At 76.3% G+C, this 11,852-nt stretch carries 12 protein-coding genes; 4 read left to right on the forward strand and 8 right to left on the reverse strand.

Going from position 1 to position 11,852, the window contains the following annotated elements; genetic code table 11:
- Nucleotides 1–10: 10 nt before the first annotated feature.
- Nucleotides 11–781: a class II glutamine amidotransferase gene (locus MNY60_RS15835; RefSeq protein WP_242339497.1), complete on the forward strand. Its 771-nt coding sequence runs from the start codon at nucleotides 11–13 to the stop codon at nucleotides 779–781.
- Nucleotides 782–857: 76 nt separating this feature from the next.
- Here MNY60_RS15835 and MNY60_RS15840 read toward each other — a convergent pair whose 3' ends face one another.
- The gene (locus MNY60_RS15840; protein ID WP_242339495.1) at nucleotides 858–2,504 is read right to left on the reverse strand and encodes a mucoidy inhibitor MuiA family protein; all 1,647 of its coding nucleotides are present in this window, start codon (nucleotides 2,502–2,504) and stop codon (nucleotides 858–860) included.
- An 82-nt stretch (nucleotides 2,505–2,586) separates the two neighbouring features.
- Between MNY60_RS15840 and MNY60_RS15845 the strand changes: the two genes are divergently transcribed.
- On the forward strand, nucleotides 2,587–3,108 hold the full coding sequence (locus tag MNY60_RS15845; protein ID WP_242339493.1) for a hypothetical protein: 522 nt from the start codon (nucleotides 2,587–2,589) through the stop codon (nucleotides 3,106–3,108).
- Here the strand turns inward: MNY60_RS15845 and MNY60_RS15850 are convergent.
- Entirely contained in the window at nucleotides 3,105–3,533 is a 429-nt protein-coding gene (locus MNY60_RS15850) for a hypothetical protein (RefSeq protein ID WP_242339491.1), read from the reverse strand. The genes MNY60_RS15845 and MNY60_RS15850 overlap by 4 nt on opposite strands.
- 263 nt (nucleotides 3,534–3,796) lie before the next feature.
- Here MNY60_RS15850 and MNY60_RS15855 point away from each other — a divergent pair, with 263 nt between their 5' ends.
- Nucleotides 3,797–4,288, forward strand: coding sequence for an NlpC/P60 family protein (locus tag MNY60_RS15855; protein WP_242339489.1), 492 nt, complete (start codon nucleotides 3,797–3,799; stop codon nucleotides 4,286–4,288).
- Nucleotides 4,289–4,334: 46 nt separating this feature from the next.
- Here the strand turns inward: MNY60_RS15855 and MNY60_RS15860 are convergent, their stop codons facing one another.
- From MNY60_RS15860 to MNY60_RS15875, 4 genes are all read right to left on the reverse strand, one after another.
- On the reverse strand, nucleotides 4,335–5,933 hold the full coding sequence (locus MNY60_RS15860; protein ID WP_242339487.1) for an amidohydrolase: 1,599 nt from the start codon (nucleotides 5,931–5,933) through the stop codon (nucleotides 4,335–4,337).
- Between the two features lie 78 nt (nucleotides 5,934–6,011).
- Nucleotides 6,012–7,220, reverse strand: a complete 1,209-nt coding sequence (locus MNY60_RS15865) for a glycosyltransferase family 2 protein (protein WP_242339485.1) — start codon at nucleotides 7,218–7,220, stop codon at nucleotides 6,012–6,014.
- Nucleotides 7,221–7,273: 53 nt separating this feature from the next.
- Complete coding sequence (locus tag MNY60_RS15870) at nucleotides 7,274–8,284, reverse strand: zinc-ribbon domain-containing protein (RefSeq protein ID WP_242339483.1); 1,011 nt, start codon at nucleotides 8,282–8,284, stop codon at nucleotides 7,274–7,276.
- Nucleotides 8,285–8,342: 58 nt separating this feature from the next.
- Nucleotides 8,343–8,741, reverse strand: coding sequence for a helix-hairpin-helix domain-containing protein (locus MNY60_RS15875; RefSeq protein ID WP_242339481.1), 399 nt, complete (start codon nucleotides 8,739–8,741; stop codon nucleotides 8,343–8,345).
- Nucleotides 8,742–8,880: 139 nt separating this feature from the next.
- On the opposite strand from MNY60_RS15875, the gene hutH reads away from it, so the two are divergent.
- A complete protein-coding gene (hutH, locus tag MNY60_RS15880) occupies nucleotides 8,881–10,446 on the forward strand; it encodes a histidine ammonia-lyase (protein ID WP_242339479.1) in 1,566 nt (521 codons plus the stop codon).
- A gap of 81 nt (nucleotides 10,447–10,527) precedes the next feature.
- Here the strand turns inward: hutH and MNY60_RS15885 are convergent, their stop codons facing one another.
- Both MNY60_RS15885 and fdhE read right to left on the reverse strand, forming a co-directional pair.
- Nucleotides 10,528–11,229 carry a DUF5666 domain-containing protein gene (locus MNY60_RS15885; protein ID WP_242339477.1) on the reverse strand — a complete coding sequence of 234 codons (702 nt, stop codon included), beginning with the start codon at nucleotides 11,227–11,229 and terminating at the stop codon, nucleotides 10,528–10,530.
- Between the two features lie 109 nt (nucleotides 11,230–11,338).
- The coding region (gene fdhE, locus MNY60_RS15890) for a formate dehydrogenase accessory protein FdhE (RefSeq protein ID WP_242361119.1) at nucleotides 11,339–11,852 on the reverse strand (514 nt) is incomplete at its 5' end.

Consider the following 11,852-nt stretch of genomic DNA (forward strand, 5'->3'; position numbering starts at 1 on the left):
CGGGACCGCGATGTGCCGCCTCTTCGGCCAGCACGCCCACCCCGGCCTAGACGTCTGCGAGCCGCTCTGCAGCGCGGAGAACGCGCTCCGCTTCCAGTCGCACAAGCACCCGCACGGCTGGGGCATCGGCTGGTACGTCGACGGGGCCCCGCACGTCCGGCGCGGGATCCTCCCGGCCCACGCCGACGAGTCCTTCGTCTCCGCCGGCCGCGAGGTCCGCTCCGCGGTGGTCATCGCGCACGTGCGAGAGGCGAGCGTCGGCCCGGTGCTCCGCGAGAACACGCACCCGTTCCTGTTCGATCGCTGGCTCTTCGCCCACAACGGGACGGTGGCGCGCTACCGCGAGGTCCCCGCGGTGCGGACCGCCATCGAGGCCGAGATCGATCCCGACCTGCGCCGCGAGATCCAGGGCGACACCGACAGCGAGCGGGTCTTCTACCTCTTCGTCTCCCGCCTCCGCGCGACCGGGGAGACGCGCGCGGCGGACCTCTCCCGGGTCCGGCGCGCCCTCGCGGACACCACCGCGACCGTCCTCCGCATCGCCGACGCCGAGCCCTCCCCGAAGCCGACGTCGCTCAACCTCGTCGTCTCCGACGGCCGCCTCCTCGCGGCGTGCCGGCACGGCCGGACGCTCCACGTCACGTCCTCCGCCGCCCCGCGCCACGTCTTCGCGGTGGCGAGCGAGCCCATCGGCGCGGGCCCGTGGCAGGAGCTCCCCGAGGGCGGCTTCGTGGGGACCGAGGACGGGGCGCAGATCGAGCGCGGCGCGCTGCGAGGGTGACCCCGGGACGGGCCGGCCCCGTCCCCGCTCGCAAGCCTCGCCGCGCTCATGGAGGCGTGATCGCCCGGGCCGTCGTTCAGTCCAGCCCCGCGATCGCGAGCCCACGCGGCGTGCGGACCTCGTAGCGGAGCTCCACCACCTTCGACTCGCGGGCCCCGAGGGCGAGCTCGTGGATCCGCACGCCGGGGCGCTCGGGATCCTCCCGCGCCGGCGCGGTGCTGCCGTCGAGGATCGCCACCTTGATCCGCTCGTCGCGGCTCACCGGGACGAGGTCGAGGAGCCTCACCGCGACCGGGGTCGCGTAGCGGTTCTTCACCTCGATGCGGACGCGGTAGCGCTGCACGTCGTCCTTCGAGAGGAGCCCCGCCGTGAGCCGCTTCCGCTCGAGCACCTTGCGCTCGACCTCGATCCGATCGTCCACGCCGAAGGCGAGCTCGAGCTCGCCGCCGGGCGGGGTGAGGGCGATGGGCGCCCGGCCGACGAACTCGTCCCCCACGTAGATCCCGGCGAGGCCGGGGAGGAGCGGGAAGCCCGTCTCGTTCACCGCCTTGGCGGTGAGGAACGTCGCGGCCTCGCGGCGCGGCGCGGCGATGCGGACGAGCTCCGCGCGCAGCGGGAAGCGCTGCAGGGCGATCTTGCGGGCCTGCCCCGCCCCGTCCACCGACTCGCGCCGCGGCGCCGTGAAGGCGGCGGAGAGGAGCCCCTGCTCGACCGACGCGGCCGCGAGCTCCACGTCCTGCTCGACCTCGGCGACACCCTGCTCGGGCTCCTGCGCGAGCGCGCTCTTCGCGGCGGCCGGGGCGCTCGCCGGCGAGCGCCGCGCCACGCCGAGGGTGTGCACGTCCCGGCGCTCCGTCAGGTAGACGGGCTCGAGCTCGGGGACGTACACGCCGCGCGCGGGCTCCGCCGTGGAGACGGCGAGCTTCACCTCGGACCAGTCCTCCCCGGTGCGCTGCCACACCGAGCCGAGGAAGGTGAGCTCCATCGTCGCCCGCTCCGGGTCGAGCCGGGCGTCCCAGATCGGCGCCCAGCCCGCGGAGCCGACCGCGTACGAGACCGCGAGCTCCAGCGCGCCGTCCCGCTCCGCCTCCAGCTCGACGCCGACCGCCTTCGTGGTCCGGGCGCGCTTCGACTGCACCTTCTCGAGCTCCGCGCGCGCCTGCGCGAGCTTCCGGGCGAGCTCGCGCCGCCCGGCCTCCGCCTTGCGCACCCGCGCGGCGGCGTCCGCGAGCTCGCGCTCGACGTGGCCGGCGAGCTCCGCCCACTCGCGCACCGAGACGCCGCGGACCGCGAGGTTCTTGGCGCGCTCCTCGGAGTAGGTCGAGCGGAGCGACTCGACGAACTTCGCGCGCGCCTGGGCGGCGCGACTCGCGTCCTCGAGCGCGCGGTCGTCGTCCTGGAGCCGCTCGATCCGCTCCTCCACCGCGCGCGCCTCCGCCGTCACCGCCGCCTGCGCGGTCACCCGCTCGACGCTCACGCCGAACACGCGTGCGCGGGCGGCGCCCTTCCCTTCCACGCGGATCGAGTCGTCGTCGAGCTCGTCCGGGAGCCCCTCCAGCACGACGCGGCTCGCGCCGGCTGGCAGCTCCACGCGGGCGACCCGGGTGACACGGGCGGACTGACGGTAGACGGTCACCGCGTCGATGCGGGACGCAGGCGAGAGCGAGGGCGCGGCGGCGGCGAGGGCGGGGACGGCGAGCGCGACGAGCGCGAGGGTGCGCATGGGGTGGGACCTCCTGCGGGTCGTAACGCGCGCGCCGGGAAAAGGATCTGACGACCGCTCGCCGATGGTATGGATCGCACCCATGGGAAAGCTCGCGAGCACGCTCCTCGTCGCCGCCGGCGCGGTCTGGACCCTCGGCACCGCCTGGTTCGCGGCGAACATCGGGATCGCGCTGTCGCGCACCGCGGACGCGCCGCTCGCGGCGAAGGCGGCCGACGCGCCGGGTGAGCGCTGGGTGCGGCTCGAGGACGTCGAGCCGCGCTGCGACACGCGCACGACGAGCAGGAGCTACACGTTCTTCCTCGCCGCGCCGAAGGGCGGCGGCGCGCAGTTCGTCGTGCAGCGCGTGGGCGACGTCCCGTGCCAGGCCGGGCCCCTGGAGGGCGGCTTCGCCCCCGGCACCTACACGCGCGACTTCCTGCAGAAGCGCTTCGGCGTGAGCCTCCCCGGCGAGGGCGAGGTCCGCATCTTCACCGAGGCGCTCTCGCCCGGCTACCTGAAGGCCGCGCTCGGGCGGATGCTGCTCTTCCTGGCGATGGGCTTCCTCGTCTTCGTCGTCGGGCTGCGCGCGATGAAGCGGGCGCGGAGCTCGACCCGCAGTTAGCGGGAGCGACCCGCGCCGGACCGGTCGAACGGCCGCGTCGCGAAGTCCGAGACGACCTCGTCGGTGTACCCGCGCACGACCTCCTCGAGCCCGCAGCCGTTCAGCGCCGCGGCGTCCGCGGCGGACATCACGCAGCGGTACCGCTCCTCGGGCCACTCGCGGCAGGCGCGGGCGAGCCCCTCGCGGTGCGCACCCGCCCACGCATCGGAGCTCGCCTTGGCGCGCTCCTCGGCCTCCGCGGTCGAGAGCTCCGGATCGCGCGCAGCCGCGAAGCGGCGCATGCCGTCCACGTAGGTCTCGAGCCCGGCGCGCAGGAGCGCGCTCACGCGATCGGCGGCGCCCTCGCAGCGGCGCGCCTCCGAGCGCGGCGCGGTGGCGCACGCGGCGAGCAGGAGCGAGACGAGCAGCGCGACGGCGCGGGTCATGCGGCCTCCGGGGGGACGGCGTCCTCGCGCGATCCTGCTCGCGCGCGGTCGCGACGGGAGGAGAAAATTGGACGTGCGACGTCGCGTGCGTACCATCGGCGTCGATGTCGCCGAGCTGCGGACGTCTCCTCGCGCTGGCCCTCCTCGCGACGGGCTGCGCCGGGGGGAAGCTCGCGGCGAGGCGCGAACCCCTGCCCCCGCCCGCCCCCGGAATCCGGGCCGGCTCCCTCACGGGAGCCGGTCCGGAGACCGGACTCCCCCGCGTGCGGACCCCCCGGGTCGCCTCCCAGGTGTCCGTCCCGCGCGCGCTCGAGTCGGCCGCGAGCCTCCTCGGCGCGAGCGCCATCGTGCTCGGCGGCGCCGACCACGGCGACGGCTGCGACGCGCTCGTCCGGGCCGCCCTGGCCGAGGGCGGCATCGCCGTCGCCGAGGGCGACGCGAGCGCCCTCCACGCTGCGGCCAGGGCCGGGGCCGGGGTCCGGCGCGGCAAGGCCCTGCCGGGCGATCTCGTGTTCCTCTCCGATCGCCCCGGCGGTCCGGTCGAGCACGTCGGCCTCGTCGAGCGCGCGGGCGCCGACGGCACGGTCGTCTTCCTGCACCGGACGGCGCGCGGCGTCGCGCGGCTGCACCTCAACGCGTCGAGCCCGTGGAAGGCGCGCACCGAGGCCGGCAAGGCGCTGAACGACGTGCTCATCGTCGGTGCCGGGCGCGTCACCACCGGACGGCTGCTCGTGGGCTACGCGACGCCCCGGTGAGCGCCCGCGCGCCTCGCTCGCCGGGAGCGAAGCACGAGCCCGACCCTCATCGCTCGAACGCGATCCGGCCCCCGACCATCGTGTGCGTCACCGGGAGCGCGGGCAGCGCGCTCGCCGGCACGGCGAGCACGTCGCCCGCGAACGCGGTGAGATCCGCGTCGTAGCCCTCGCGGATCATCCCCCGGCGCCCCTCCGCGAACGCCGCGTACGCCGCGCCCGCGGTGAACGCCCGCAGCGCCTCCTCGCGCCGGAGCCGCTCCTCCGGCAGGAAGGGCGCGGCCGCGCCCGAGGCGAGGCGCGTCTCGGCCGCGGCGAGGCCGGGCCGCACGTCGGGGCTCTCGATGGGGAAGTCCGAGCCGAACGCGAGCGGCACGCCGGCGCGCAGCACGGAGCGCCAGGCGTAGGCGCCAGCGAGCCGCGCGCTGCCGGCGCCGAGCCGGGCCGGGACCCAGGGCGCGTCGCTCGTGGCGTGAGAGGGCTGCATCGAGGCGACGACGCCGGCCGCCGCGAGCCGCGGGAGGTCGGCGAGCCGGACGATCTGGAGGTGCTCGATCCGGGGCCGAAGCGCGCGCACCGCGCCGCGCTCGCCCGCGCCCTCGATGGCCGAGATCGTCTCGGCGATGCCGCGGTCGCCGATGGCGTGGATGGCGGGCTGGAAGCCGGCCTGGACGACCGCGCGGACCTTCTCGCGCAGGAGGTCGGGAGCCGTGAGGAACAGCCCGCGGTTGCCGGGATCGTCCGAGTAGTCCTCGTGCAGCGCCGCCCCCCGGCTGCCGAGCGCGCCGTCCGCGTAGATCTTCACCGCGCGCACCGTGAGCCGCCCCACCTCCGGCGACGCCTTCCAGCGCGCCATCCGGGCGGTGAGGTCCGCCGGGGTCCCCTCTCCCTCGATCATCGCGTAGACGCGGAGCGGGAGCCGATCCTCGGCCGCGAGGCGGCGATAGACGTCGAGCACCTCGGGCGTCACGCCCGCGTCGTGCGCGGCGGTGATGCCGAGCCGGACGAGCGCGTCCATCCCGCGCCGGAGCGCCTCCTCGATCTCGGCGGGCGACGGCGCGGGGATCCGCTTCAGCACGAGGTCCATCGCGGCGTCCACGAGGACGCCCGTGGGGCGGCCGCGCGCGTCGCGGACGAGCTTCCCTCCCGGCGGGTCCTGCGTGTCCGGCCCGATCCCGGCGGCGGCGAGCGCGGCCGCGTTCGCCCAGCCGGCGTGGCCGTCGACGCGGACGAGGAAGACCGGGTGGTCCGGCACGGCGCGCGAGAGCCGCGCCTCGGTCGGGAACGCCTGCCCCGGCCAGCGGTTCTGGTCCCACCCCCGGCCGCGGATCCAGCTCCCCTCCGGCAGCGCGCGCGCCCGCTCCGCCGTGCGGGCGACGCACGCGTCCTCGGTCGGGAGGCCGGTGCAGCTCACCTCGAGCTCGGCGCGGCCGAGCCCCATCACGTGCCCGTGCGCGTCCACGAGCCCCGGCACCGCGCTCCCGACCTCGATCCGCCGTGCGCCCGGAGCGGCGCGGGCCGCGCAGGCCTCCACCGTGCCGACGCAGGCGAAGCGCCCGTCGCGCACGAGCGCGGCCTGCGCCACGGGGCGGGCCGGATCCAGGGTGTGGAGGAGGCCGATGACGAGGAGCTCGGGGGCGGAGGCCATGCCCCCGGCTCTCTAAGCGATCGATCTCGATCGGGCAACGAACAAGGTCGGCAGCCGGCGCGAACCGAAGAGCGTCGCTCAGGCGGCGCGCACCCCGGGCGGCGGCGCCACCCGCTCGGTGCGCTCCCACGTGGCGCGCTGCGTGCCGCGCACGAAGCGCCAGAGCCCGACCGCGAGCGCCGCGTTCATCGTGACGAAGTAGTGCGCGAGCGACGCCACGCGCCCGAGCCTCCCCGCCGCCACGCGCGGGCCCGCGAGCGCGAGCCCGTAGAAGAGGAGCTGGCCGAGGAGCAGGGCGCGATACAGCCAGGCGCCGGGCTGCGCGGCGAGCGGCACGCTCAGCACGAGGGCCAGCGCGAGGAGGAACGGGGTCGTCCAGCGCAGGAGCTTGTGGGACACGAACGAGAAGAACAGGAACCCGGTGCGCGGGTCGAGCAGGTCCGGCACGCGCGCGAGGGCCTGCCAGTCCCCCGCGCCGATGCGAGCCCGCCGCACGAACTCGCGCCCGGCGTCCTCGGTCGTCTCCTCGTGCGCGACGGCGTCGGGCTCGTAGGGCACCTTCCACCCGCGCACCGCGATGCGCACCGGGATGACGAAGTCCTCGACGATCGTGTCGGGGCGGATGGGGCTGAACAGGATGCGGCGGATCGCGTACAGGCCGCCGTTCGCGCCCAGCACCGCGCCGTGCTTGCCCTCGTAGTACTTGAGGACCGTCTCGTACTTCCAGTAGAGGCTCTCCTCGAACTCGGCGCGGGTCGGGTTGTAGAGGCGCAGCCGCCCGACCACGGCCCCCACGGCGGGATCGCGGAAGCGCCGAACGAGCGCGCGCAGCGCGCCCGGCTCGAGCATCACGTTCGCGTCGGTGAGGACGACGAGGTCGCCTCGCGCCCCGGGGACGAGCTTCGAGATCGCGGCGGACTTGCCGGCGCGCGGCGTGAGCTCGTGGACGGTCACGCGGTCCCCGCCGGCCGCGCGCGCGATCTCCGCGGTGCGATCGGTGCAGCCGTCGCAGCCCACCACGATCTCGAGCCGGTCCGGCGGGTAGTCGAGCGCGAGGCAGTTCTCGATCTTGTGCCGGATGACCGTCTCCTCGTCGAACGCCGAGAAGACGATCGACACGCGCGGCCAGGCGTCGGCCTCGCGCCGCGCGCGCCGGTCCTCGCCGCCCGCGACGAAGCGCAGCGCCGACAGCGCATCGCGCACGCCGTCCCAGACGAGGAGGACGAGGAAGTAGCCGAGATAGCTGAACGCGACGAGACCGAGGCACAGCCAGAGGAGGGACGCCATCGAGCGTGGACTGGAGCAACCTGCGCGCCACGCCCGCCGGCCTCCTCGGGGCCCTAGCCCCCGCCGATCGGCTCGTCCTGCACGGCTGGCTCGCGCGCGGGGTGACGCGAGCCCTCGGTCGCTAGGGGGGGCGCGACCTGGGGCATTCCGGACGCCGGGGCGACGTCGGGGATGCTCGCGGGCGTGAGTGCGCTCGGCGCCAGCCCCCGCGCGGTCGAGGCGTTGCCTCCCAGGGAGGACGCGGGTGCCGCGGTCGCGCCCTCCAGGGCGGCAGGGGCCTGCGCGGCGCTCGCCCCCACGGCCGCAGCTCCGGCCGGCGCCGCCATCGGGGGTCGCTGGGCAATCGACTTCCTCGCCGGTGGCGTGCCGTTCCCAGGCGGTGGCTCCGCAGGCGACGCGGCGGGCGGCGGCGCGGTGGGCGGCGGCGGGGCCGGCGGCCGCGCGGAGAGCGCTTCTCCGCCGGCCTCGTGGCCCGCAGGCCGGGCGTTCGCGGCCCCTTCCGCGCGCGCGCTCGCCGCGCTGGAGGCGGCCCAGCGGCCGCGGACGAAGAGGAAGCCGCCGGCGCCGAGCGCGAGGAGGCCGACCGCCGCCGCGGGCAGGAGCCAGCGCATCCGCGCGCTCCAGCGGAGCCGCGACTCGAAGGCGCCGACCGTGTCGCGGCGCAGGACGGGGTGAGCGCGGACGGAGGTCGGGCCTGGCGTGGGCCGGTAGACGGCAGGAGGGCCGGCGCGCACGTACCGGGGCTCGGGCGTGGGCGCGCGAGGCCGGGAGCCGTCGGCGCGCGGCGAGGGCGCCGTCGGCGGGACGTCGCCGATGGCGACGGCGTCAGGCGTCCGCGGATCGAGCGGGGCGCCCGAGGCGGGCGCGACGGCGATCTCGAGCTCGGCAGGAGTGAACGTGGGGCTGCTCGAGGGCGCTCGTGGCCCGGCGGACTCGGCCGGCGCGGGAGGCCGCGCCGTGAACACGTGATCGCAGCGGGTGCACTGGACCTGGGATCCGTCGGGCGCGAGCAGCGTCTCGTCCAGCTCGTACAGCGTCGAGCAGCGTTCACAGCGAATGACCAAAGCGAATCCTCCCGTCCCTGCGGCGCGGGACAGGGTACTCCACCTCCCGGGCAGGTCGCTACGGCTCCACGACGAGCGCCTCGCGCGCCTGGGCGAGCCGCTTCGGTCCGACCCCGCGCACGCGCAGGAGCGACTCGACGTCCGGGAACGGCCCGTTCCGCTCCCGGTCGGCGACCACCTCGGCGCCGAGGCGCCGGGACAGGCCCGGGACGAAGGCGAGCTCGCGTGCCGAGGCGCGGTTCGGATCCACCCGGAGCCCGAGCGCGAGCCGCTCGTCGGAGGCGAGCGGCCGAACCGGGCCGGGGTCCGTCTCGCAGCCCACCCAGTGCCGCGGGAACCGGCCGCGGCCGGAGGGCGCGCACGGCGCGGGAGCATCGGGGGTCTCGAGGATCCCGCGCACCGGCGCGGCCGCGAGCGTGGCGACGAGGGCGAGGAGCAGGGCGATCCGGCGGGCCATGTGGCGCGGCCGAGCAAGAGCCGCGCCGATGTGTGGTCCACGCGCACCCACCCTGCCCCGGGCGCCTGGACGCCACGCAGGGGGCGTCCGCCGCTCCTCGCCGGGACAACCGTGCGTCGCCCGTGTAGGGAAGCCGTCCATGAGCCACGGCACGAACGGCGGGGTACGCCAGCACGTCCTCCTCGACGGCGACACCCTCACGCTGGAGGAGGTCCAGGCGGTCGCCCTCGGGCGAGCGCGAGCGGAGCTCTCCCCCGACGCGCGCCAGCGGGTCCGGCGCTCGCGCGCGCTCGTCGAGGCGCGGCTCGAGGACGGCGAGCCGCACTACGGCATCAACACCGGGTTCGGGACGCTCGCGGAGGTGCGCATCGAGCGCGCCGACCTCGAGCGGCTCCAGCGCAACCTCGTCCTCTCCCACGCGGCCGGCGTCGGGGCGCCGCTCCCGCTCGTCGAGGCGCGGGCCCTCATGCTGCTCCGCGCGAACGTGCTCGCGAAGGGCGTCTCCGGGATCCGCGAGGAGACGCTCGACCTGCTCCTCGCGCTCCTCGACCGCGGCGTCGCGCCGGTCGTGCCGGAGCGCGGCTCGGTGGGCGCGTCCGGCGACCTCGCGCCGCTCGCGCACCTCGCGCTCCTGCTCATCGGCGAGGGGGAAGCTCTTGTTGCTGGGGGGCGCGATGACGCTGCGTCCCCCAGCAAGATGGAGCGCATGCCCTCGCGCGAGGCGCTGCGCCGGGTGGGGCTCGCGCCGGCCGTGCTGCAGCCGAAGGAGGGCCTCGCGCTCGTGAACGGGACGCAGGCGATGGCGGCCCTGGGGACGCTCGCGGTGCTCCGTGCCGAGCGGCTCGCGGCGCTCGCCGACCTCGCCGGCGCCATGACGCTCGAGGGGCTCCTCGGCTCGCACCGGCCCTTCGCGCCCGAGATCCAGGCGGTGCGCGGCCAGCCGGGCCAGATCGCGGCGGCGGCGCGGCTGCGCGAGCTGCTCGCGGGGTCGGAGCTCAACGCCTCTCACCAGGGGCCGGGCTGCCACAAGGTGCAGGATCCCTACTCCCTCCGGTGCATGCCGCAGGTGCACGGCGCGGCGCGCGACGGGATCGGCTTCTGCCGCGCCACGCTCGCCGCCGAGGTGAACGCGGCGACGGACAACCCGCTCGTGTTCCCGGAGACGGGCGAGATCGTCTCGGGCGGCAACTTCCACGGCCAGCCGGTCGCGCTCGCGCTCGACGTCCTCGCGGTGGCCTCCTCGCACCTCGCGGCGATCTCCGAGCGGCGCGTGGAGCAGCTCGTGAACCCCTCGCTCTCGGGGCTGCCGCCCTTCCTCGCGCCGCAGCACGGCCTCAACTCCGGGTTCATGATCGCCCAGGTCACGAGCGCCGCGCTCGTCTCGGAGAACAAGGTCCTCAGCCACCCCGCCTCGGTGGACTCGATCCCGTCGTCGGCGGGACGCGAGGATCACGTCTCGATGGGGATGACCGCGGCCCTCAAGGCGAGGCAGGTCCTCGAGAACGTGCGGACCTGCCTCGCGATCGAGCTGCTCGTGGCGGCGCAGGCGATCGACCTGCGGGCACCGCTTCGACCTGCCGTGAAGGTCGCGGAGGCGCACCGCCGGATCCGGGCCGTCGTCCCGCGCCTCGACGAGGACCGCGAGCTGCACCGCGACATCGAGGCGGTCTGCCGGCTCGTGGACGACGGCCAGCTGGACCTCTGAGCGGCCCCCCACTCGCAGCGAGGGGACGCACCCGCACGCGGCGCGTCCCCTCGCGGATCCCTGCTCGGCAGGACGGGGTCCCTACTTCCGCCCCTCGCCGCCCGGCGCGGTCGTGCCGCCCGGGGTCGAGGCCCCCGGCGCCGGCGCCGACGGCGTCCCGCTCGGCGTGGTCGTCGAGCCGGGCGGCGTCGAGCTCCCCGGCGGAGGCGTGAGGTCCACGCCCTTCCCGCTCCGGGCGTCGCCGCTCGCGCGGACCTCGATCCGCTTCGCGACCGAGACGCCGGCCTTCGGGTCGAACGACACGCGGACCTGATCGCCGCGCTTCAGCTGCGCCACGCTCTTGCGCCCTTCGCCCCGCACCTCGGTCCTGGCGGTGACCTGGATGTCGCGCATCCCGTCGGGCGCCTGGATCGTGAGCCTGTCCTTCCCGGTGCTCACGATCTCCCCGCTGAGGGTCGCCTGCTCCGCGCGCGCGTGCGGCTGCGTCACGCTCGCGCCCTCCTCCTGCTGCGGGGTCTTCGGCGTCTTGCGCTTCTCGTCCCCCGCCTGTCGCGCGCTGCCTCCCGCCTCCACACCGGACGGCGTGCCGTAGCCGTACCCCTTCATGTGCTTGGGCTCGGCCTCCTGCGTGTCCGCCCCCTTCGCTCCCTGCGCCTTCTCCTCTCCCTGCTGCTCCTGCTGCTTCGCCTCGGACTTCTGCTGCGACTCCTGCGACTTCGTCTCCTGCGCCGCCGCAGGCCCGGCAAGCAGCACCGCCGCGAGCGCGATCGTCCCGAGCTGCATGACCTCTCCTCCCTTCCCGGAAAGATGACGACCGGCGGCGCGCGCCGCTCGCCCGCTCGGCGGGCGACCGCTCCCCCGGACCGTCGCGGCGCGAGTCCAGGCCGGCCCGTCAGGCCCGCTCGCCTCCCGGCGCGAGCGGGTTCGCGCCCGCCCGCAGGAACCCGCGCTCGCCCGTGAGGAGGTCGAGCACGAGCGTCGCGGCGTCGTCTGCCACCGCGTCCGCGCTGTGCGCCTCGGCGAGATCGAAGACCTTCAGGTAGGCGTGGCAGTGATCGCAGGCCTCGGCGGCGACGCCGCGCGGGCCGCCCTCGACCTCGAGGTACGAGAGCCCGCCCGCCTCGCGGCAGACGGGGCACTGCGCGCGCGGCACGTGCCACTCGGCGCTGCAGAGGCCGCACACGACGTAGCGCACGCGGGCGTCGCCGAGGACGACGCTCGCCACGGGAGCGCCGCCGCAGACCGGGCAGGCGGCCCCGGCCGGCGCGGGGGTGGCCGGCTCGAGCGCCGCGGCGAGCCGGGTGAGGTGCGCCTGGAGGGCGGCGCCCACGAACGGCGCGGCGGCGAGGTCGGCCGGCGCGCCGGCGAGCACGTCGTCGGCGAGCGCCTCGAGCGCGTCGGGCGAA

Origin of the sequence: Anaeromyxobacter sp. SG17 (assembly GCF_022690695.1) — a bacterium.
In the GTDB taxonomy this organism is placed as follows: Bacteria; Myxococcota; Myxococcia; order Myxococcales; family Anaeromyxobacteraceae; genus Anaeromyxobacter; species Anaeromyxobacter soli.